This is a genomic window from Bradyrhizobium sp. 142, from assembly GCF_023074015.1.
In the GTDB taxonomy this organism is placed as follows: Bacteria; Pseudomonadota; Alphaproteobacteria; order Rhizobiales; family Xanthobacteraceae; genus Bradyrhizobium.
Window position 1 is genome coordinate 1 of the sequence record NZ_JADPKQ010000030.1, and the last position, 22,436, is coordinate 22,436.

The following is a 22,436-nucleotide window of genomic DNA, read 5'->3' on the forward strand; positions in this document are numbered from 1 at the left end:
GCCACAAACCCCGTGATTATCGGCTGGTATCGGCACGAACACCCCAGCACGGCAGTAAGGATACCCGACGGATACGAGCCAGAACCGGCACTGCGCTGGGGTGTTTCAGTTGGGCTTCGCCGAGCGGACGATGCGCTGCTTGCAGCCGTGGATGCTGCGGTGTCACAAGTGGTCGAGCAGCGGATACCAGCGCAGATCTACGCGAAGTATGGCATTACCTATCTACCCCCTTCCGGCGCAGGTCTCCAGTAAGGATGCAAAGCCTGGTGCGACTGACACTACGACCACGGCTCTATGCACGGTGCAAGCAAGGCTAGCTGCCTTGATGTTAAGGCGTCTGCTCACGGACAGGAAGCCGCACTATGCTACTGAACAGTTCTTCCGCTTCTGGCCGATGTTGTTGCAGAAGTCGGCGGGCTCGGCGGTCTCAGTCGGAGCTGAGTTCTGAAAAATGGAGAGCTTGCGATGTCTCGCCGCCTGCCCGCAATGGGTGGGCGGCGACGCTAACGGCTGACGCAACCAACGCAACCAACGCAACGGACGCCACTTACGCGACGCATGGCCCGGCCATGTCGGGCGGGTGTAGCGCCAGCTTGGCGAGACGACGAAGGTTTTGAGCGATTGCAGCAAGCGTAAACTCGAATTGCGCACCGGCCGGACCACGCAGTCTCAGGCGGCTGAGCCGCAGAATGCGCTTAAGGTGGGCAAACAGCATCTCAACCTTCTTGCGATCCCGCCGGGTCTGCTCGTACGCACTCGTACGCAGCAGTCTTGGCGATCGCGCGGGCACATCGCGCGTCGCCTCGTGCTCGTGGCGCGTGACCTTCCGGCTCGGTGATTTTGGACAGCATTTCGATTTGAGCGGGCTTTCGCGCGGGAAGTCATCGGCTTCGGCAACGTCACCGTGATGTCGGCTTCCTCGCAGGCCTTGATCTATTCTCCATCGTAATAGCCGCGGTCTGCCACCACTTCGTCTCGACCGCCATCTCGTCGCGAGCCTGCCTGGACATGTTAGCGAGTTCGTGGCGATCGGTGCCCATGTTGGTCACTTCGTGAGCCACGAGAGATGATGCTGCGTATCAACTGCGATCTGCACGTTATAGCCAACGATCCCGGTGTCCTTGCCACTCGTCGCCATCGAACGCGCGTCGGGATCGGTCAGCGAAATCTGCTTGTCCTCGCTCTTCATCATCTCCACATTGATCGTGTTGAGCCGGACGACCTCCTCCTTGAGTTTCTCGATCTTGCCGTTCAACCGCTCGACCTTCGCCTCCGGCACCGCGTCGCCATGCCGGTCGGCGGTCTCAAGCTGAGAGAGATAGCGGGCGATGCTCTCATCGATACGCTCCAGACGCCTCTTCATCTTGGCCTCTGTGAAGTTCTTGTCCCGTGCATTGACGGCCTTGAATTTTGATCCGTCGATGGCGACGCTCGCGGCACTGAACAGCTCAAGCTTTCGGCACAACGCGACGAACTCGCGACAGACCTCACGAATGGCCTTGCCATTGTCCTTGCGGAAGTCAGCGATCGTCTTGAAATCCGGTGCCAGCTGGCCGGTCAACCAGATCATCTCGATATTGCGCTGGCATTCCCGCTCCAAGCGTCGGCTCGACGGAACCCGATTAAGGTAGCCGTAGATGTAAAGCTTGAGCATCGTACCCGGGTGATAGCTGGGTCGGCCCGTGTCGAATGGTTGGACGCCGATGAATCCGAGCTTGCCGAGATCGAGACTCTCGACGAACACGTCGACCGCTCGCACTGGATTATCCACGGTCACATAGTCATCGGGCGATGCCGGAAACAGCATGCTCTGCCCGCGATCCACCCCTTCAACAAAGCGCTTCATTGGACGTCCCCGCAAGTGCAGGGAATCCTACCGCGCGAATCACCGGAAACAGAACGTTTTCACACGGCCTGGGCCAAAGACGGAAATCACGCGATCATTCGATTCGCATGCACCGCAGCAACTAGCTTTCTTATTCGATCACCTCGTCGGCACGTGCGAGCAGTGCGGTCGGCGCTTCGAGGCCGAGCGCCTTGGCAGTCTTGAGGTTGATCACGAGATCAAGCCTCGTGGGTTGTTCGACAGGCAAGTCACCCGGATTTGCGCCGTTGAGGATCTTCTTCACAAAATAGGTTGCTCTCATGTTGAGCTGGCGTTGGGATGGGCCATAACCAGCCAGGCCCGCGAATTGGGCGTATTCCGGAATGGAGGCAAAGCTTGGAAGTTTCTGCGCGAGCGCAGAGGCGGCGATGCGGTCCATCTGATCCAGGGTTCCTGAATCCGCGACGACTAGGAGCGCGTCGGGGCGCCGCGCCGCAATGGAAGCGAAGGCATGATCCAACGCCGCGGGTGACCTCAGTTCGACGGGCACCACCGTGATCCCGCTGTCGCCCGCAATGGCTCGGAGCTTGTCGACATACACCGGGTTCGATGGATTGGCCGGATTGAACAATGCGGCCATCGCCTTGCAGTTCGGAACAAGCTCGCGCTGGATTTCGAGCATCTTGGGCGTGATGTCCTGGTTCAAGGTCGCCATACCCGTCGTCACGCCCCCTGGCCGCGAGAGGCTGGCGACCAGTCCGCTTCCGACGGGATCGTTAATGGCAATCATGACAACAGGCACTGGCGGTATCAGTTTCTGCGCCGCGCGAACCGAAGCGATGGTGGCGACAAGAATGATCCGCACACCGGCCTGGGCGAGTTCACGTGCCATCTCGGGAAACTGCTGATAGTTGCCGGCCGCAAAGCGCGTCTCGAGCAAATAGTCCGTGCCGTCCATCAATCCATTGTCACGCAACCCCTGCCTGATGGCATCGACTTGGGCGGCACTGTTAGCTGATGTCGCCGTCCCGCTGGCCAGAAATCCGATACGGATGGGTTCCTTCTGCGCACCTGCCGTCAGCGGCCACCCGGCCGCGACGCCGCCAACCAGACCGAGAAATTCCCGCCGCTTCATGCCAGTCCCCCAGAAAGCGACAGCTTATCGGCTCAAACCGCCAAGCGGTAGGGGCCGCCTCTCTCTCGTTAAATGCCGGCGGCCGATGTCGCAGATGGGTCATAAGGCGAAAATGCCGGACTTATTTGCGTAGATCTGCTTCACCCCGAGAAGCGGCATTTATGAGTACACGCCCTAGTCTAGCTAGGGACCGATGAAATTGAGGTCCACGCCGTATTGGCCGATTACATATTCCGACCTGGCTGTCCCCAGTGCCACATGCTCAGATAAGATCGCGTACCAGGGCGTCTTGTTGATCGCGAACTCGAATGCTTCGAACGACTGCGGCTGCAGTCTGAGTGCGTGATCGACGAAGTCTCGACGACGCCTCAGAGCCACCGAAGCGACAAGAGCGCGGCCGATTTGGCAATCGTCCCGCGGGGACAGCCGATGGCAAGACCAAGGATTCGAATGCCAATCGCTGGCCATTCGCGACGCAAGGACTCGCTAACACAGACGCAGGATTCAGGCTTGGTTGTACGGTGGTTGTATGAAAATCGAGAAAGACGGAAAAAACTTCGCTTGGCAAGCTCACAAGCAGTTGTTTTTGAAAGCAAAAGATCGATGGAGTGAAGGGAATCGAACCCTCGTATTCAGCTTGGAAGTCGGGAAATACTGCAGTGTTTTCAGCGGCCATTCTGACATTTTCGGCGTTTTGGCCCATTGAGATCGTTACAGAATTCCTCTTTGTCAGAATGGCGATAACCGTATCATCTAATTAGTCGTCGGCTGCGACGCGCTCGATACCGTACTTCGGCGCCGCCGCGGCCATGCGGGCGATTTCGGCCGCATCGACCGGCGGCGCGGGCCCGTCGTCGGTCGCGGGCTGACCGGACTCGCGGAAGAAATCCTCGATCCCGCTCGGCGTGAAGCCCAGGAGAATCCGGCTCGGGGTCGCTGCGGTGTTGCGGAAGTGGTGCGGCGTGCCGCGCGGGCCGAACGCGAGCCCGCCGGGCTCGACGGCGTGCACCTTGTCGCCGATGTGGATTTCGAAGGTCCCGTCGAGCACGTACCAGAACTCGTCCTCGCGGGTGTGGACGTGCGGCGGAGGTCCGCCGCCGGGGGCGGTCAGGCATTCCACCACCGTATAGCTTTTGCCGGTGCTTGCAGCGGTCGCCTTGAGCGTCAACGTATCGGCTACGAACCAGATCCGCTCGCCTTCGCCTCCGGGCATGGCAAAGCCCTTGGTGATGATTTTGTCAGTGTTGTTCATGGCGCGGATCCTGTCCCCTCATTTACATGCTTGATGCAATCAAGCTGCCCTGCGCGGGAACTGCGCCATCGAGCTCAAGGACAGGTTTCCAACCATTCAAGTCAAGATCTGCGACGCTGAGGCGAAGCAAGCCGAATTCGCCCGGTGAGATGATGATCGCGGCGATCCGCGCCGCAGACGCCTCGCGACAAGCAAGAAGGCACCCGCAAGAGCGTGGGGATAGCGACGTCCTCGCAGGAGCGGGACGGCACGCGGGACCGAGTGCAGCGACGAGACCGGTTAACGGCGGCACCCGGGACAGGGGCAGTGATAGCGATCGCCGAAGGCGAGCCCCTTTACCCCCGGCGAGGCGCTCAATACATCTTGTGCGAAGGATTGTGACCCGAAGGGCCGAGACAGATTGGCTCGGTAAGCGCAGCGCATAGAGCCTGGCCCGCTTCGCGGGCACGCCCTCTATCAAAGCGGCGCCCCCTCACCGGCTTTCCTTTAAGCCACTTCGCTACGGAAGTAACGAAATGCCCTCATCAACGGCTCATCTGACAGGCCGAATAGGATGCTGTCGATGTCCGCTTGATGAGAATAGTTCTGCCAAGTCGGCACAACGATAGTGTCGCCACGACTCCACTTGAAGGTCGTCGTGCCTACGACGGTCTGACCAGTCCCCTCCATCACGACAAAAATACGGTTGGCGGTTGAGCGCTGGGCCCTCCCCTTAAAACCCGCCCGCAATTTTTCGACCGTCAATCCCATCATGGAACAGACGAGCGTCTTCGTTGTCGCGAAATTGTTTCCCGGGAACGGATTTCGAAGAATAAGATTGCGGCGTTCCGCATGGGCCACGTCGATCAGGTCACCGGCCGCGGCGAGAGCATTTTTTACGTCTTGATAGCTCCAGTGATGAGGCCGATAGCTCGACCGCGGTTCTCTCCAGAACAATGGCTGATCGCGCGACACCCAGCCCGGGGTTACGTCTAAGCGCTCGGCCTCGACATACAGATCATCCAGCGTCTTCATTGAGTTTTTTTGCGCGACCTGACCCATGGTAACCCTCCCAAGATAGTTGCTTGATTTGCGTCCGGGCTCTGCTCTGTACTCGCGGCCATCGTGTCTGCCTCGGCTAGGATTTGAAGGCATTTCACGAATACCGGCCGCAGGTAGTCAGGCAACGGCGCAAGGAGCGCCTGCTGAGCAGCGGAGGCCTGCTCTACCGTTTTCAACAGAGCCCTCCGTCCCTGAGGTGTTAAAGCGATCTCGATCGCCCTTCTGTCCTCTTTGCGCGGCTGACGGCTAACCAGCTTCCGCTCAAGCATGCGCTGCAACATCTCACCGGATGTGCTCCGATCAAGATGAAGCTGGTTGCCAAGCTCGGTTTGCGACAGCGGCCCCGACTGGAATAGGGTCAACAGCACCCCGAACTGGCGAGGGGTCAGATCACTTTGCCCTGTGTGAGCCTCGTAAAGGGCCGCGGCTCGACTATCCAGCTGCCTGAGCAAATATCCCGGAGCACGATGCAGGACAAATTCGCTGGCTAACCGCATCGGCGCCTCGAACTCTGCGTCCGTGACATCGTCTTCAGGTCGGTCGCCTCCGTCTTGCTTTGACTTTGACGCTAATTTTTTGCTGTCGGTCGGCATTGGCGAACTCATTGGCTGATCAGCGATGGCCGGCTCCATCGCCATGTACGGGGACAGTCATCGCCCCGAGCCCGTCGCAACCTGCGGAAATCACGTCGCCCGGCTTAACAGAGCCGACGCCCTCGGGGGTTCCCGTCATAATGACATCGCCCGGATACAGCGTATAGGTGTGGGACGCCAACTCTATGAGGCGCGGAATTCCAACCGTTATCGCGGCGGTAGACGACCTCTGCTTGTACTCACCGTTTAACTTGAGCCAGAGCTCCAAATTCCCGGAATCGCGCACCTCGTCGGCAGTGGTGAGCCAGGGACCTAAGACACAATAGGTATCGGCCGATTTGCGGAAGCTGCGATCCTCTACACCACGCACGCTCATGTCGAGGCCAACGCAATAGCCTGCCACGTAATCGAATGCGCGCTCGGCGGAGACCTTGCGGCAGGTCTGGCCGACGATGATGCAGAGCTCAGCCTCGAAATCGTTGCGGCGATCGAGCCAATTCAACCTGACGCCGTCATGCGGTCCCGATATGGCGGAATTGGCCTTCAGGAACAGACCGAGCTTCTCCACTGGGCGCTCGACGCCCTCGAGCTGCTTGTTGTGCACGTTGTGATGGACAGCGGGATCCGCAGCATCGATCTCCACATGAAGTCGATAGTTTGCCGGCGCGGCCATGACCTTGCTGGGATTGGCCACGGGACTCAAGAGACGGATCTGATCGAGGCGATAGGTTTTAGCCTTGGCCTTCACCTCGCTGGCAGCTTTACGAACCGAATCGAGGCGGCGAACGAGCGCGTCGCCGAGCGGAAACGGCCATCGGTGCGACGGCAGGCATTCAAGAGCGCTCGACACGTCATAGACAACGTCGCCCTCGACCAAGCCCAACTGATCCGAGTCAAATCGGCAAAATCGCACGCGGTCCTCCCCGCCATCCATATTTGTACGTATACCTACACACATCGATTAACACGTCAACGCTTTCCCGCTGCTTTCAGCCTAAAGTTTGATTTGTCTGCCTATATAATATATGTATACACTCACATTATGGCTGAGCAGAAGACTCGCCAACGAAGAAATTCAAGAGGGAAACCCATGACGCTTGAGAGCAGGACCCTGAGCAAGATCACGTGGCGCATCGTGCCCTTCCTTGTTCTCTGCTACTTCCTTGCCTTTGTTGACCGCATCAATGTCAGCATCGCCGCTCTGACGATGAACCGCGATCTTGAACTTTCGCCCGCTGTCTTTGGCTTCGGCGCAGGGCTCTTCTTTGTTTCGTATTTCTTTCTGGAGGTCCCTTCCAACATCCTGATGCAGAAGGTTGGCGCACGCCGCTGGATTGCGCGCATCATGATCAGTTGGGGAATCGTTTCGGGGGCCACCGCATTCGTGCAAGGCACGAACAGCTTCTACGCAGTACGCCTGTTACTTGGTGCTGCGGAAGCCGGTTTCTTCCCGGCTATATTGTTCTATTTGAGCTGCTGGTTTCCTGAAGCAGCACGCGCCAAGGTCTTCGCATACTTCCTTGCGGCAGTCCCACTCGCGGGAATTGTTGGATTCCCCATCTCGGGCGTATTCTTGTCGCTCGACGGCCTCTGGGGACTCAAGGGCTGGCAGTGGCTCTTTCTGATTGAAGCGTTGCCCACGCTGATTGTCGCCATCATTGCCTACTACTACCTCACCGACCACCCCAGTGAAGCGACGTGGCTTTCGGACGAACAGCGCGAATGGCTGCTAAATCAGCTTAAGCAAGACGAACGTCAACGCCAAGGACGTGTGAGAGACGGCAACTGGATCAACCTCATTGATATCCGCGTGATCTGCTTCGCGACCATACACTTCTGCGGCAATCTCGCGATCTACGGGCTCGGCTTTTTCTTACCGCAGATCGTCAAAGCATCCGGATTCAACAATTTCGATGCGAGTCTCGTCTCCGCGCTACCTTATGTCCTCGGGGCTGTCGGCATGCTGGTTTGGGGACGGTACTCGGCAGCCGGACGCGCACGGATGGGTGTCTTTCTTCCCTTTGTGGTCGGAGCCATTGGTTTTGTCGGCGCCGCAACGACAGGCAATCCGAGCCTAATGATAGCTTCATTGTGCGTGGCGAGCTTTGGTGCCCTCGGTTATGCCCCCGGCTTTTGGACCCTACCCACCTCGCTCCTCTCGGGAACAGCCTCCGCGATTGCAATCGCCGCTATTAATTCCATCGGCAATTTTGCAGGCTTTCTTGGGCCCTACACCATCGGCTACCTGCGCGAGACGACGGGCAGCTTTGAAATGGGACTATTTGTCAGCGCGGCGGTGATGGCCCTCGCAGCGCTCCTAGTCCTCATAGCAACTCGCAGCAAGCACCCCGCAAAAACCTCCGTCTTACAGGACGTGGAGGTCGATGCGGTTTCAGCGCCTCGCTAGCCAAACCGGAGCCAAAGTATGAGCCCAGCTGAAATCGACCAACAGGCGTTGCGCAACCTCCTGGTTAAGGAGCGATTGCACGAACTCGAAATGGCCTATTGTCGCGGCGTCGACCGACGTGATCCCGACCTCTTGCGGTCGATCTTCTTCGAAGACGCGATAGAAGAGCACGGCGAGATGTATCGGGGCAGCGCGATGGCGTTTGTCGACTGGGTATTCAACGACTTCATTGGAAAGTATGAGCTGACGACTCACTACGTCTTGAACGAATGGTACAAGGTAGACGGCGATTTCGCCGAGGGGGAGACGCACCGCATCTCTCACCACCGAGTTCGGGACCCCGACCTGGTTGAGACAATCGCAGCGTGCCGGACATTCAATCGCTACGAATGCAGGAACGGCGTTTGGAAGATCTCGTATCGCGGCGTTGTCCGAGACTGGATCTATCAGCGCCCGTTCGACCCCGCCCTGTTTGAAGGGACCTATGCAATGACCCTAAGCAAACCGAGCGGGCATGATCGCTCCTACGAGGTTCTATCACTCTTTAAGCGCGGTCCAATTGGCACCTAGAACGTCACTTGCGAGGAATGCGTGATTCATTTCCGAAGCCGCCATTGCAGGAGTGAGTACGGCGGCTCGGAGTCGGGATGATGCTCAAATGAGCTTTCGACTGGCGCTCCGATCGAGACCGTCTGCATTGGATCGCCAAGCAAATTTCCGACCATGCGGATTCCGCCGGCGTGAGGAATCTCCACAAGCACGGCGAGATAGGCCCCCTGCTCCTTGAGTGACGCATGCGAGGGATGCCAAACGCGCTCCCAGCTGTAGATGAGTCCAAGTGGCTCGATTTCGACCCATTCGGGGTCAAAGGCGTGGCAGCTATGGCACAGCCACTCCGGTCCAAACTGCCACGTGCTGCAATGATTGCAGCGCTGCACCAACAGACGGCTCCGGCGTAACCCTTCCCAATAGGGAGCGGATAGGCCGTCGGGCTCGGTTATTGGGGTGGGTAAACCTGCAGGAAGATAGGTCCCGATTGGCTTGCCGCTCATAGGGTTGCTTCCGAGCCGAGAAGGAGATTGCTGACAGGAGAGACCATCGGTCCACCGATGACCATTGCAACGTCGTTCCTCCGCACCTGGCTGGTGGACACACCGCGCACCTGACGCACGGCTTCCAGCACCAGCTCGAAACCGTGCATGTAGCACTCGGCCAGATTACCGCCGCTGGTGTTCAGGGGCAGCCGCCCGGACGTAGCCGTCAGATTCTCGATCGTCAGAAAGTCGTTAGCTTCCTCCGGTCTGAAGAAGCCATGCTCCGCCAGCGCCATCACGACGCCGCCGGTAAAGTTCTCGTAGCACTGGACCACCCCGACATCGGATGGGCCCACTCCCGCCATCCGGTACAGATCGGGTGCGACCGTGTCGAAGCTCGCACCGGCATAGTTTGGCACGTTGTGGGGAATGGCGCCCGCCCGGAATCCGGAACCGACGGCCGCCCCGAGCAGGTAAACCGGCTTGTTTCGGAACTCCCCTGCGCGCTCCGCCGGCACCAGCACCAACGCAGCGGCGCCATCATTCTCCATGCAACAGTCGTAGAGATGAAACGGCTCGGCAATCCAGCGTGACGCATCGTATTTCGCCGCATCCAGCGGCTTGCCATGCATGACCGCACGCGGGTTCGACTGGGCATGGTGGTAAGACGCAAGCGCGACGGCGCGCAGAGCTTCCTGCCTTACGCCGTGCTCATGCATGTAACGGCGCACGCGCATGGCAAAGCGTTGCGGTGGTGCCAGCACGCCGTAGGGCATCAGATACGCTTTCTCACCCGAGATCGTATTGATGCCCGTGGTCTGCCCAAATCGGCCATATTGTCCTTGAGCAAGCGCACGAAACACCACCACGCAGTCCGCAAGCCCGGCAACGATGGACGCGGCGGCATTCGCCACAGCTGCGCAACAGCCGCCGCCACCCCCGCCCCATTGCATGGTCGCAGCTCGTAGCCTTCGCGAGCCGAGGGCAGCCGCCAGTCGAGTTGCATCGTTGCGATCGTCGCTATAGGAGGCGAAACCATCGACGTCGCGCGGGTCAATGCCAGCATCGTTGCAGGCAGCCAGGATCGCTTTTAGCGCGAGCTTGAATTCCGGGTCCGGCGAGGCGCCATGGCGAAAATAGTCCGTTTCGCCGATCCCGACGATGGCGACACGGCCCTTGAGCGTGCGTTCGACACCGGCCCGCGCCGTCATGCCTTGGTGTCCTGCCGTGCCACTCTCGCTGAGTCGGCACCGAATGCGCCTGCTTCGGCAAGCTGTGTTAGGCGCGCCGTGTCATATCCGAGCCGGTCGCGCAGTACGCTCTCGGTATGCTGCCCGACCGCGGGCGCAGCAACCGGATTGACAACCGGCGTTCGCGAAAAGTGGATCGGGAGGTTGACGTTAGGGACCCAGCCGAGCTTGTCGTGAGGAATCCGGGTAACCAGCCCGCGCTCCCTCGCCTCGGGCGATCGGATCGCCTCTCCGACGGTCCGGACCTGGCCGCAGGGAACGCCGGCTTCCCGCATCCGCGACTGCCAATACGACCATGGCTGTCGCGCGAAGGCTTCACCGAGGACAGCAAAGAGCTCGTCGCGCCGCCGAATGCGATCGGTTCCTGTCGTATAGATCTCGGCCGACGCGAGATCGGCGCGATCGACGACCTGCGACATCAACCGCTGAAAGATCTTGTCATTGCCGCAGTTGATGTAGAAGGCACAATCCTGCGCCTGGAACACGCCGGATGGGCAGGTGTCAGGGCTCGTGTTTCCGTGGCGCTGCGGATTCGCGCCGCTGAAGAGGTGCTGCATGGTCGCGTATCCGGTCATCAGCACCGCATTGTCGAACAGCGAGACCTCGACGGCCTGACCAAAGCCGCTCCGTTCGCGGGACACGAGCGCACCGAGAATCGCGTTGCAGGCCATCATCGCCGTGCTGATGTCCATGACAGGCGAGAGCGCGCGGACGCCCTCGCGATCTGCGTAACCATTCATGGAGACAAAGCCGCTCTCGACCTGCGCGATAGGATCGAAGCCGAGCCGATCGGAAAAACTCCCTTCGCGTCCATAAGCCGAGACGGAGCAGTAGATGATCTCCGGCTTGATCTTGCGACAGGACTCGTAGTCGAGCCCGAACCGCTCCATGACCCCGGTCGAAAAATTCTCGACGACGACATCGGCCGTCGCCAACAACTCCCGCGCGATCTCGATGCCATGCTCCGACTTCAAGTCAAGGGCGACGCTCTCCTTGTTGCGGTTGGTCCAGAAGAATGGCGCGCCATGTTTCAGCTCAGGATGCACCGGCGGATAGCGGCGAAGGTCGTCGCCCCGGCCGGGCGCCTCGATCTTGATGACCTCGGCGCCCATGTCCGCCAGGATCATGGTCGCAAACGGCCCCGCGATGAAGTGCGAGAAATCGACTACTCTTATTCCTTCGAGCGCCTTAGGCGCATCAGCGGGCCGCGGCCTATGTTCGGGGAATTCTGCCTCGATGTTGTCCAACATTTTTGGGTCCATTTGCTTTGAGAGCGTTCGATTGAGAAGCGAGTTGAGCCGAAGCAAGCGTCAGTTGCCCTTTGCTTGCTCGACCATCACGCATCCGCCCTGCTCGATCGGCCGGAACGCCTCGGCTCCGGTGAGGACGCCGATATTTTCCAGCAGGTCCCATTTGCCTTTCGATGCCTTGGGATCCTTGGCTTTCAGAATGTACATATTGTGGATCGCACGGCCCTCCGGACGGACCACCACCGGGCCATATAGCAAGTCGTCAATCGGCTTTTCCTTCAATTTACGGATGATTGCCTGCGCATCGTTGGTCCCAGCCTCTTGGGCCGCGTTGAGATAGGCCAAGACGGACGAGTAGACGCCGGCATGAAATGCGGTGGGCGAGTGTCCATGCCGGCGCTCGCTAAACTTTGCCGACCAAGTCCGACTGGCATCATTGAGGTCCCAATAAAACGGCTGGGTGATGATCATGCCCTGCGCTGTTGCGAGTCCGCTCGATTCGATGTCGTTGGTGGTCGCCAACAGAGCCGCAAACTGCCGCCCCTTCTCCTTCAGACCGAACTCAGCCGATTGCTTGATGAGGTTGACCGTGTCGCCCCCCGCAGTTGCAAATGCGATCACGTCCGCGCCGGACGCGTCGGCCTGCAGGATGAAGGACGCATAGTCCGGGCTGTTGATCGGAACATTCACCGACCCTAGCACGCTACCACCGCCAGCCGTAATGACCGACGTGCCATCGCGCACCATGGACTTTCCGAGCGCGTTGTCGGTGGCGATGAAGTACCATTTCTTGCCGCCGTGACCGACAAGATATTCGCCGATCGTGTGAGAGCTCGCCCAGGTATCGAACGTCCATTGAATCGTATTCGGCGAACAATATTTTCCGGTCAGATCCGACGACGCAGCGCTCGAAGCGATCAGGGCCGCCTTGCTGCCGCGCACCACCTCGTTGACAGCGAGACCGACCGCCGAATTCGGTACGTCGGCAACCGCATCGACCTTCTCCTGATCGATCCAGCGACGCGCAATGGCCGCCCCGACATCCGCCTTGTTCTGATGGTCCGCTGAAATGATCTCGATTTTGAAGTCGGGATGCTGCTGCATGAAGTCCTCAGCCGCCATCTTGGCGGCGGTGACGGAGCCCTCGCCCGCATTGTCCGAATATGGACCTGAAGCGTCGTTGAGAACGCCGATTTTCATCGTTCGTGTCGTGTCTGCCAAAGCGGAAGAAGACACGACGATAGCGACAAGAGATGCTCCAAGAGCAGACGCCAGGTATTTCATATGTTTCCACCCATTGATGTTATTGATTGTTCAGATGTCCAGGACCAGCGTGCGGGATTTTGCACCCGAGCAACAGATCATGATGGTCTCATTGCCGGCCCGCTCCTCCTTGCTCAGGAACTGGTCGCGATGATCAGGTGTGCCCTCAATGACGCGTGTCTCACAGGTCCCGCACACGCCCTCGGTACAGGCGTAGTTGGCGGCTATTCCCGCATCCAAGAGCGCTTCCAGAATGGTCTTGCCAGCCTCGACTGCGATCGAGCGGTTGCTTCGCGCGAGCCTGACCTCGAAACCGCCATCGGTCGCCGGCACCTCAGCGGCCTGGAAGTATTCGACATGCACATGATCGGTGGGCCGATCGGCAGTCGCGGCCTCGAATGCCTTGAGCATCGGCACGGGCCCGCAGCAATAGAGATGCGCCTGCACCGGCGCCCGGTTGACAACAGCCGAAAGATCGAACACGCGCCCCGATCGATCGTCATCAAAGTCGAGATGCAGCTTCAGCCGCCCGCTTGATCCGAGCGTACCGAGCTCGTCGAGGAAGGCCGCGGCAGGTCGTGTCCGCGCTGCATAGAACAGCTCGGCGGAGCGGCCAAGCGCTTCAAGGCGACGGATCATCGACAGCAGCGGCGTAATCCCGATCCCACCGGCAATCAGGACTGAGTGGCCGGCCTCCTCACAAAGCGCGAAGTTGTTTCGCGGAACGGACGCTCTGATGAGTTGGCCGACCTTCAGACTATCGTGGACAAAGCTTGAGCCGCCGCGGCCAGCCGTGTCCTTGTTGACGGCGACAACGTAGCGATGCCGCTCCCGCTGGTCATTGATCAGCGAATAGCTGCGGATCATGCTGTTTGACAAATGCAGGTCGACGTGACCGCCAGCCGTAAAGGGGACGAGGTCATCCCCTGTTGGGGACACCAGCTCGTAGGAATTGATGCCCTCCGCTTCGTAGCATATGCGTCTGATCCTGAGCTCTACGACATTCTCAGCCATCGCGCGTCTCCCGCGATGGATGAAGACTAAATCGCGGTCGGCGGTTCGACATGTTCACAGCTCGTATCCGAAATCAGCGCCAAGTTTAGCCTGCATGAAGGGGACTCCTGCATCGACCCAGGACTCTTCCGGCGGCAATCGCAGTGACACTGCTCGCACCATGAAAACGTCGGGGTCCGCTACGCCCTTGGGTTTCGTTCCGTGGTCGCGGTACGCACCCAGCGCCTCGAGAATGAACCGCCGCGTCATCGCGATGCCGGTGTCGCTCGAACAGAGATTTTCCCTGGTCCGATCGAAGATTGGCGATACGCCACTTTGGCAGGCGCCGTCCTGGACCCAAAGTCCCGGCAGGCCGGAGAACCAGGTCGTTTGCTGGGCCTGATAGTCGAATTGGAAGCCGTTCTGCGGATTGTAGTTTGTCCAATAGTCCGCATACGGAACCGTCACCAGCTGCTGGGTCAGCGCGTTACGGCTGGCATGTCCACTCTCGCGACCGTTGTGCCCCTCCGCGAAGATCTGCCGCGTCTTCGGCAACAGCGGCTCCGACGGATGATAGGAGAACATGATGCAGAGCGTGTTCGCGTCGTCGATCGGCACCCAAGCGTGTCCGCTGAGATCCGGGAACGGTGATAGAGGTGGGACGAGGGTGTAGAACGGCAGCATGAACTGGTTGACACGCCAGTACAGCGTGTTTGCATCGTAGTTGCGTCGCGCGGCAATGCTCATGCCGAAATCTTGTTTGACGCATTCGAAGGTCGGTCGCAGGTCGCGCTTCTGGATCCACGCGCTCGTCGTTCCCTGTGAATCTAACCGGCCGTGAAGCAGCGGGGCATGGGCGGAGTCGATCTCGCCTTCGACTGCCTGAAGCCAATTGCACTCCTGGACGCGGACAGAGATGTGCACCTGCTCCTGCGGAACCATATTCCATTCGACGTTGGGTAACGGCGGTAGCTCGGTCTGGTCCGGGCCCATATAGGTCCAGGCCATCCCGTTGCGCTCCTTGCAGGGATACGCCTTGATCCGCACGCGCTCTTTCAGCCGGCTTCGGACAGGCTCTGCCGGCATGTCCGTCACCGCGCCCGTCACGTCGAATTTCCAGCCGTGATAGACGCAGCGAAGCCCGCAATCCTCGTTTCGTCCGAAGATCAGCGGCGCGCCACGATGCGGACAGGCCTGATCGACGAGCCCAACCCGGCCCTCGGAATCCCTGAATGCAACCAGATCCTCTCCCAGTAACCGGATACGCTTGGGTTGCCCGTCCTTGGCGAGATCTGCCGACGGCATGAACGGAATCCAATAGAGGCGGAAGAGTTCTCCGAGCGGAGTGCCCTTTCCGACCCTTACTAGGCGTTCGTTGTCTTCGTGCGACAGCATGAGCTTTCCTCCATTGAATTGCTTATGGCTCCGCGCCTATTTCGACGCGCCGCTCAAGAGCGCGACGATGCGATCCGGCAAGCCCACATCACGTGCAGTCCATAGTGGATCGGCCGCTGCGAGCGGCTGGCGAGGCACCGGCGGGGCAGTGCGTGCCTCAACGAGATCCACGATCATTTCGATCCTGCGCCGCTCAAGGTCCTTCAAGGTCTCCTCGATGACGACGCCTCCAGCGGTGCAACCCGGCAGCTCTGGATAGGCAAGCCGCACGAGCCACTTGCCGGGCTCGGTCTCGATCGCCTCGGCCTCAAGCAGGTACGGAATCGACAAGAAATCGCGCAGATCCAAGCAAACCTCCCTGCGACGTCGTTTCCCCGGCGCCATCTATTACGTGTACGTACTATATTTCAAGATGCTTTGCAATAGTCCAAAACGTTGGACCGGGCGACCAAGGGCGCCCGGTCCAACGACCGGCACAGGGTTGAGAGCCTTCGACCAAGCTGCTAACGGCTATTGGGTGTTTCGAGACAACGATTGAGGTCAAACGCGGCATGGCGGCCGACAAGGGAACGAAGGCAAGCGCTGCGGATATTGCGCGTAATTGGCGGCTGGAAGGAGGAATCGGATTTCTCCTTCGCTTGCTCGAAGCCCGCTACGACGTGCTCTATCAGGACCTGACCGGGCAGAGCGACGTCACAGCACGTCAGTTCGGCGTGCTGATTGCGCTCTACCAGGACGGCCCGCTCACCCCAACCGCACTCGCGGAGCGCATCAGCAGCGATCGGAATACGCTGAGCGATATGCTCAAGAGAATGACCGCGCGGAAGCTGATCTCGAAGCGGAGCAATTCGGAAGACGGGCGATCGATCCAGGTTCAGATCACGGCGAAGGGCGAAGAGGCCCTTCTGGGCGTCGTGCCCGCCGCGGCCGAACTTCAGAACACTTTGCTGGCGCCCCTCAGCAAGGAGGACCGCGCCCATTTCCTTAGATGCATGCTGGCAATTGCGAAGGCTGCTTCGGTCGCCGCTTCGCCTGCAGACGATTGATACCCGTTTGTCCCTGCCGCCGATTGGGCGTGAAGGGATATTCGGCCGGCAAAGCTACGGCTCCGAACGGCAGACTCGGGCCTCCTACCGTCCCGTATAGCTCACGGGCAAGCGTTTCAATCCACCCAGAAAGGACGTTTCGGTCCAGGCCGGCTTGCCCGCAAGCTCGATCCTATCGATCCGGCTGAGGAGTTCCCGGAAGAACGCTACGATTTCCGCCTTGGCGAGGTGCCGGCCGATACACGCGTGAATACCGAAGCCATAGCCGAGATGCCGATTGGGCGAACGATCGGGAATGAAAGCAAAGGGCCTATCGAAAGCTTCCTCATCGCGATTGCCGGACGGGTAGCTGATCAGGATGCTGTCCCCTGCCCTGATTTTCTTACCACGAATGTCGTAGTCCACAGCGGCCGTACGGAAGAAGTGTTTGACCGGAGACACCCAGCGCACCATTTCTTCCGCGGCGTCCGGCAAAAGGTCAGGCTCGCGCCGCAGGCGTGCCATGGCATCTGCATTTTCGATCAAGGCCAGCAAGCCACCAGCGATCGTCGCGCTCGTCGTATCGTGGCCCGCGCTCGCAAGCGCGACATAATACGAATAGGCTTCAAAATCCTCGATCGGCCGCCCGTCGATTTCTGACGTCGCGATGACCGTTGCCACATCGTCCTTTGGGTTCTGCCGCCTCTCCTTCGCGACATCCTTGAAGTATTCGACATAGGCTATCGTCGCATCGATTAGATCCGACCCCTTCTGCATGTCGGGATCCCCGCCGCCGAAATAGGCTTGCGTGATCTTCAGCAGGCGCGCTTCGTCATCCCGCGGCAATCCGAGGATCGTCATCAGGACCCTCAACGGATAGTAGATTGCGATTTCGCTATAGAAGTCGCACCGGTCGCCCATGGCAAAAAGCCGGTCGACGCTGTCCTTTGCCAACTCGGCCATGCGCTCCGAAAGTGTTCGAATGTGACGCGGCTGAAACCAGGCGTGCGTCAACTTCTGGTACTTCGCATGATCCGGGTTATCCATTTGCGGCAGAGCTCGGAACAGCATGGGCTTGCCGTTCATCGCTTCTCTCACCTTGCTCTCGAACTCGATGCTGAGAAGCTTCGTTCTGGGCGCGTTGATGAAACGATCGGATTGACGCTCGATCTCGATGATATCGGCATATTTGGAGATGATCCAAAACGGCCGGTATCCGTCGGGCTGCGTCCAGTGGACTGGATCGTCTCGCCGCAACTGGGCGAAGAGACGGTGTTGAAGGTCGACATTCCCATATGACTTGTGATCGGCAAGCGCATTGTCCAATGCGATATCGAGCATCGCGTTCCTCCCCAATTCTTATGTCTTAGGCGGCACTCCCAAACTCCCGCATAGTCAGGACAGGCTTGACCACGCGGCCGTGCTCGAGGTCGTCAACGGCTTCGTTGATCTTCCCGAGAGGATAAATCTTGACGATTTTGTCCAGCGGCAACCGACCTTCGCGGAAGAACTCAACCATTCGCGGAATGAACAGTTGAGGGTTTGCGTCTCCCTCGACAATGCCGCGAACAGTGATCCCCCGACCGACAACGACGCTTGCTTCGGCGGCGTAGAGGGTCCCGCGAGGCGGCGCCGCGACCTGCGCGCTGACACCCCGTGCGCGAAGGCAATTGATCGAGTTCGCCACTGCCGCCGGCACCCCCGCTGTATCCAGGGAGAAGTTCGCACCGCCTCGCGTGAGATCGACGATTTTCGCGACCGGATCCTCGCCGCGACCGGACACCACATGCGTCGCCCCCAGCTGCTGTGCGACGCGTAGCCGCTCCGGGACGACGTCGACGGCAATAATCGTCGAGCAACCGACAATCCGCGCCGCGATGATTGCGGAGAGGCCGACGGCGCCGACGCCAAACACTGCGATCGACGTGCCGGCCTGTGGCCGAAGCACGTTCATCACGGAGCCCATGCCAGTCTGGATTCCGCATCCGAGAGGGGCGAGGAGTTCCAGTGGCAGATCGTCATCGACCTTCACGATGTTCCTGACGCTCGCGATGGCATGGGTTGCGAAGGCAGATTGAGCGAAGAAGTGCCCGCCGAGCTCCTTTCCATTGCGCGACAACGCCGATCCGCCGGCTCTGTGTCCGAACAGATTGATGGGGCGAAAATGGTCACAGTACCCGAGCGCACCGTCTCGGCAATTCCCGCATTCTCCGCAAGAACCGAAGCTCATCAGCACATGGTCACCTGGCCGAACATGCGCGGTTCCGGGGCCGACCTCTTCGACGATTCCCGCCCCCTCGTGCCCCAAGACCTTCGGCAGCGGAATTGGAATATGCTGAAGCTTGACCGCCAGGTCGGTATGGCAGATGCCGCAGGCATGAACCCTGACCCGAACCTCGCCGGCGCGCGGGGCCTCGAGAGTACAGCTCGCGATCTCAAATGGATCCTTCGGACCATTTGCGATTGCAGCCACGACACTCGTCGTGCCAATGGATTCTGGCGCGGACATGCCGGTTAGCCACCCTTCCCGACCGGACTTCCGAACGCGCCTGCTTCAGCCAGGCGCACAATCGCCTCTCCCGACAAACCCAGCACCCGCGACAACACGTCATCACGATGCGCTCCGATCGCGGGAATATCACGCTGCATCGACGTCGGCGCACCCGACATCTTCCAGGGCGCGTTGACCCCCATGAACTCCCCGGCTCCGTCCGCAATCGTGGCGAAAGAGCCGCGCTCCAGGAGGTGCGCATCGGACAAGGTGGCGGCGGGATCGCGATACTCGGCGCTTGGAACGCCCGCCCTATCGAGCGCAGCCATGCATTCACGCACCGTGTGACGCTCGGTCCATTTTTCGATGACCTGCGTCATCGCGGTCCAGTTCGCCCCGCGTCCCGGTACGGTCTTGAATCGCGGGTCATTGGCGAGTTCGCTCTGCCCTGTAACCTCGCAAAGTGCTGCAAAATTCCGTGGCGTGATCGGCGCAATCAGGATGTCGCCATCGAGAGCCCGCACCGGGCCGTAGGTGGGGCGCGGCGATTTGATCGGAAATTGGGCTTCCTGCAACTCGTAGACAAGCAAGTTGAGCATGCAGTCCATCAAAGCGACGTCGATCCGCTGCCCGATTCCCGTCCGCGCGCGTTGAACCAATGCCGTTTGAATCGCCGAATAACCGAAGATGCCGCCGAGCACGTCCGCAACGAAAATGGCGCCAGATGCCGGTCGATCCCGATCGCCGGCATAGCGCATCAACGACCGGTCGAAGCCGCTCTCGGCGTGAACGATCATGGCATAGGCTGCACGCTCAGCCGCGGGGCCGGACTGCCCGTAGCCGGATATGGAGCAATAGACCAGGCGTGGATTGATCGCCCGCAGTGCATCGTAGCCAAGCCCAAGACGCTCCATCACGCCGGGCCGGAAATTCTCAACCAGAATGTCCGTTTCCTTGACCAGCTGGTGTATCAGCTTGATCGCATCAGCGCTTTTCAGGTCGAGGGCAAGGCTGCGTTTGCCGGCATTGAGCTGACCGAAATAGGCGCTATGGCCGTCACGGAGCGGTATCCTGAGCCGCATGTCATCGCCGTCCGGCGGCTCGATCTTGATTACTTCGGCACCGACATCGGCAAGCAGCCGCGCGCAATAAGGACCCGCCAGCATGATCGAGAAATCGAGCACGCGTATGCCATCGAGTGGCAGGCTCACGGCTTGCTGCTGTTGCATACGTTCGCTCCTATCTGGGAAGTCCAAGCGCGCGTTGCGCAATAAGACTGCGCTGGATCTCGTTGGTGCCGATACTGATGACCCACATCAGCGAATGACGTAGATTCTGCTCGAAGCGGCCATTGTCGATCGCACCTGACATTTGCTCGGAGAGGGTGGCGCGCATCCCGAGAATGTCGAGCGCGGCTTCGCCGAAACGCTCCATCAGTTCCCCCGAAAATACCTTGCTGATCGCGCCGTATTCCGGAGGCGTCACGCCATCGGCAGCAAGCTCTGCGCAATGCATCATCAGACTTCGGCCAACTTCGATTTCGGCCGCGAGTGTCGCCATCCGGTCGCGGATGATGGGATCATCGCTGAGCGCCCTCCCCGCATCGTCCCTGGCCATGACATGCCCGCGCAACTGCTCGAAGGCATGCGCGACCTTAAGAACAATGCCACCGCCAACCAGCCCTCGCTCGAAGGCCAGCGCACCTGTCAGCACCTTCCAACCACCATTGACTTCCCCGACGATATTTTCCGCCGGAATCCGCACGTTGTCGTAAAAAATGTTGGCAAAGGAACCATCGTACATCGTCGTCGAAGGGCGGATTGTGACGCCGGCAGCATTCATCGGCACGATGAACATGCTGATGCCAGCATGTTGCGGTTTGGCATCTCTATCGGTCCGTGCGGCGAGGAACATGTATTTGCCCCACCACGTCGTAGTCCAGATCTTCTGGCCGTTGATCACCCATTGATCGCCGTCGCGCACAGCACTGGTCCGCAGCGCCGCAAGATCCGAACCCGCCTGCGGTTCGCTATACCCCATGCCGTGCATGGCCTCGCCACGCAGGATTTCAGGCAGATACATCTTTTGCTGCTCGGGTGTTCCGAACATCATCAACGCATTGGCTTGGATCGCCGCGCCAATCCGCGGCGCCTCGCCCCGCTCCATCGTTTCCATAAGGGCGATCTGCTCCAGCGGAGAGCGCGCCTGGCCGCCGAACCTCTCCGGCCAGCCAAGGCCGATCCAGCCGGTTTCGCCAATGTTCCGCGCAAACTCGGCGTCGAATTCCCGTTTGGAGAACGGCCTGCCGTCGAATGCCGCCTTCCTCTCTCCCGACCAGTTATTCTGAAGCCACGCCCGGACCTGGTCGCGCAAGGCGTTGCCGGCCGGACCGAGATCATATTCGGGCAACCCCGCGCTGCCGGGCTCCAGCAGGAATGATGCGATAGAACGCTTCGCTTGCGCGGCTCCGCCCAGCGCAATCGTATCCACGTGCACCCGCTTGAAGTGCAAAGGTGCCTCGTGTTCGTCAGCATAGCCGATCGCCCCGAACGCGTGGTGAGTCTCGAGCGAGGCTCGCCGCAGCCCATCGCTGCCGAAGGCGACAGCACATTCGGCGAAGTAGCGCCAATCCCGATCACCGAGATCGTGTAGCTTGGCTGCGTGGTCTACGATTAACCGCACGCCTTCTAAGGCGACGAGTCCGTTCGCGAGCTTGTGCTGGATCGCCTGGAACTTCCCAATCGGCTGCCCGAACTGGTGACGGTCCTTGGCGTAATCTGTCACCAATTCGAATGCTCGCCGGGCCGCACCGTGTGCTCTCGCTATCAACGTCAGCTTTGCTTTGAGCAGGAGCTCGTCCAAGGCGCCTTCCTCCAGCGGGACGAGCACGGCCGGCACTGAACTCAGCCTTACCTCATAGAGGCCCCAGGCACCCATGGCGCGGGTCGGCATCATCCCGACGCCTGCAGCTTCGAGAGCCACAACACCAAGAGTGGAGCGGTCGATCGCGACGAGCAGATGGGTACAACTATCTGCAGCCTCGACGAAACGAAGCAATCCGACCGCGTGGCCATCACTGATGCGGATTGAGCCCGTCGCCTGCTCTGGATCGATTGCCCCGAACGAAAATGCGACACGAGCCGATCCCTCGTGCATCCCTCGCAGAAGATCGACCGCTACCGGCGACCGTGCGGCCGCCAGCGCGAAGTTGACGAGCGCCGCAGACCACATCGGCGCAGGGCAAGCGGCGCGCCCAAGTTCACTGAGGACGACCGCAATTTCGCGAAGCCCCCCCTCGTCCCGATTGCAGCCTAGTGCTGCAATGCCTTGCCCAACCAATTTCGTCCATATCGTCGCGATATCCTGCGGCACCGATCCGTCCTTCAGACAATCGGCCTTCCAATGCTCACCGAGAAACCCTCGCAGGGATTCCCGGAGCATCTGAGCAAGATCGTCGCCTGGAAGCGCCGCTGCGTCCATGA

General features: G+C 59.9%; 19 protein-coding genes and 3 pseudogenes. 4 read left to right on the forward strand and 18 right to left on the reverse strand.

Annotated features, from left to right (window positions below):
- Positions 1-252 (forward strand): annotated as a pseudogene (locus IVA82_RS02570) (hypothetical protein); the annotation flags it as partial.
- A 295-nt stretch (positions 253-547) separates the two neighbouring features.
- On the opposite strand, the pseudogene IVA82_RS02575 reads toward IVA82_RS02570, so the two are convergent.
- The 6 genes and pseudogenes from IVA82_RS02575 to IVA82_RS02600 form a co-directional block, all read right to left on the reverse strand.
- Positions 548-1,846: pseudogene (locus tag IVA82_RS02575) on the reverse strand (IS1182 family transposase).
- 130 nt (positions 1,847-1,976) lie between these two features.
- A complete protein-coding gene (locus tag IVA82_RS02580) occupies positions 1,977-2,960 on the reverse strand; it encodes an ABC transporter substrate-binding protein (protein WP_247383060.1) in 984 nt (327 codons plus the stop codon).
- A gap of 757 nt (positions 2,961-3,717) precedes the next feature.
- A complete protein-coding gene (locus IVA82_RS02585) occupies positions 3,718-4,212 on the reverse strand; it encodes a quercetin 2,3-dioxygenase (RefSeq protein ID WP_247383061.1) in 495 nt (164 codons plus the stop codon).
- 486 nt (positions 4,213-4,698) lie between these two features.
- Positions 4,699-5,253: a hypothetical protein gene (locus tag IVA82_RS02590; protein ID WP_247383062.1), complete on the reverse strand. Its 555-nt coding sequence runs from the start codon at positions 5,251-5,253 to the stop codon at positions 4,699-4,701.
- On the reverse strand, positions 5,223-5,846 hold the full coding sequence (locus tag IVA82_RS02595) for a MarR family transcriptional regulator (protein WP_247383063.1): 624 nt from the start codon (positions 5,844-5,846) through the stop codon (positions 5,223-5,225). Before IVA82_RS02595 ends, IVA82_RS02590 begins: the two co-directional genes overlap by 31 nt.
- A 19-nt stretch (positions 5,847-5,865) precedes the next feature.
- Positions 5,866-6,723, reverse strand: coding sequence for a fumarylacetoacetate hydrolase family protein (locus IVA82_RS02600; RefSeq protein WP_247383064.1), 858 nt, complete (start codon positions 6,721-6,723; stop codon positions 5,866-5,868).
- A gap of 213 nt (positions 6,724-6,936) precedes the next feature.
- Between IVA82_RS02600 and IVA82_RS02605 the strand changes: the two genes are divergently transcribed.
- Together IVA82_RS02605 and IVA82_RS02610 are read left to right on the forward strand one after the other, a co-directional pair.
- Positions 6,937-8,253 (forward strand): MFS transporter, encoded by a 1,317-nt coding sequence (locus IVA82_RS02605; protein WP_247383065.1) that lies wholly within the window; start codon positions 6,937-6,939, stop codon positions 8,251-8,253.
- Between the two features lie 18 nt (positions 8,254-8,271).
- Positions 8,272-8,823, forward strand: coding sequence for a nuclear transport factor 2 family protein (locus tag IVA82_RS02610; protein WP_247383066.1), 552 nt, complete (start codon positions 8,272-8,274; stop codon positions 8,821-8,823).
- Between the two features lie 26 nt (positions 8,824-8,849).
- Here the strand turns inward: IVA82_RS02610 and IVA82_RS02615 are convergent, their stop codons facing one another.
- The 7 genes from IVA82_RS02615 to IVA82_RS02645 all read right to left on the reverse strand — a co-directional run bounded on the left by IVA82_RS02615 (position 8,850) and on the right by IVA82_RS02645 (position 15,786).
- Positions 8,850-9,305, reverse strand: coding sequence for a zinc ribbon domain-containing protein (locus IVA82_RS02615; protein WP_247383068.1), 456 nt, complete (start codon positions 9,303-9,305; stop codon positions 8,850-8,852).
- Complete coding sequence (locus IVA82_RS02620; protein ID WP_247383069.1) at positions 9,302-10,498, reverse strand: acetyl-CoA acetyltransferase; 1,197 nt, start codon at positions 10,496-10,498, stop codon at positions 9,302-9,304. The genes IVA82_RS02615 and IVA82_RS02620 overlap by 4 nt, the downstream gene beginning before the upstream one ends.
- Positions 10,495-11,787 carry a CoA transferase gene (locus tag IVA82_RS02625; protein WP_247383070.1) on the reverse strand — a complete coding sequence of 431 codons (1,293 nt, stop codon included), beginning with the start codon at positions 11,785-11,787 and terminating at the stop codon, positions 10,495-10,497. The genes IVA82_RS02620 and IVA82_RS02625 overlap by 4 nt, the downstream gene beginning before the upstream one ends.
- 60 nt (positions 11,788-11,847) lie before the next feature.
- Positions 11,848-12,987 (reverse strand): ABC transporter substrate-binding protein, encoded by a 1,140-nt coding sequence (locus tag IVA82_RS02630; protein ID WP_247383071.1) that lies wholly within the window; start codon positions 12,985-12,987, stop codon positions 11,848-11,850.
- Positions 12,988-13,101: 114 nt separating this feature from the next.
- Positions 13,102-14,064 carry a PDR/VanB family oxidoreductase gene (locus tag IVA82_RS02635; protein WP_247383072.1) on the reverse strand — a complete coding sequence of 321 codons (963 nt, stop codon included), beginning with the start codon at positions 14,062-14,064 and terminating at the stop codon, positions 13,102-13,104.
- Between the two features lie 54 nt (positions 14,065-14,118).
- Positions 14,119-15,438 carry a Rieske 2Fe-2S domain-containing protein gene (locus IVA82_RS02640; RefSeq protein ID WP_247383073.1) on the reverse strand — a complete coding sequence of 440 codons (1,320 nt, stop codon included), beginning with the start codon at positions 15,436-15,438 and terminating at the stop codon, positions 14,119-14,121.
- 36 nt (positions 15,439-15,474) lie between these two features.
- Positions 15,475-15,786, reverse strand: a complete 312-nt coding sequence (locus tag IVA82_RS02645) for a hypothetical protein (protein WP_247383074.1) — start codon at positions 15,784-15,786, stop codon at positions 15,475-15,477.
- Positions 15,787-16,076: 290 nt separating this feature from the next.
- Here IVA82_RS02645 and IVA82_RS02650 point away from each other — a divergent pair, with 290 nt between their 5' ends.
- Positions 16,077-16,484, forward strand: a complete 408-nt coding sequence (locus IVA82_RS02650) for a MarR family transcriptional regulator (RefSeq protein WP_247383075.1) — start codon at positions 16,077-16,079, stop codon at positions 16,482-16,484.
- Positions 16,485-16,568: 84 nt separating this feature from the next.
- Here IVA82_RS02650 and IVA82_RS02655 read toward each other — a convergent pair whose 3' ends face one another.
- The 5 genes and pseudogenes from IVA82_RS02655 to IVA82_RS02675 form a co-directional block, all read right to left on the reverse strand.
- Entirely contained in the window at positions 16,569-17,804 is a 1,236-nt protein-coding gene (locus tag IVA82_RS02655; RefSeq protein WP_247493154.1) for a cytochrome P450, read from the reverse strand.
- A gap of 25 nt (positions 17,805-17,829) precedes the next feature.
- On the reverse strand, positions 17,830-18,495 hold the full coding sequence (locus IVA82_RS48875; RefSeq protein WP_247383124.1) for a zinc-binding dehydrogenase: 666 nt from the start codon (positions 18,493-18,495) through the stop codon (positions 17,830-17,832).
- A gap of 177 nt (positions 18,496-18,672) precedes the next feature.
- Positions 18,673-18,972: pseudogene (locus IVA82_RS48880) on the reverse strand (alcohol dehydrogenase catalytic domain-containing protein); the annotation flags it as partial.
- 5 nt (positions 18,973-18,977) lie between these two features.
- Positions 18,978-20,183 (reverse strand): CoA transferase, encoded by a 1,206-nt coding sequence (locus IVA82_RS02670; RefSeq protein ID WP_247383079.1) that lies wholly within the window; start codon positions 20,181-20,183, stop codon positions 18,978-18,980.
- 10 nt (positions 20,184-20,193) lie between these two features.
- Positions 20,194-22,434 (reverse strand): acyl-CoA dehydrogenase, encoded by a 2,241-nt coding sequence (locus tag IVA82_RS02675; protein ID WP_247383080.1) that lies wholly within the window; start codon positions 22,432-22,434, stop codon positions 20,194-20,196.
- Between the last annotated feature and the right edge of the window lie 2 nt (positions 22,435-22,436).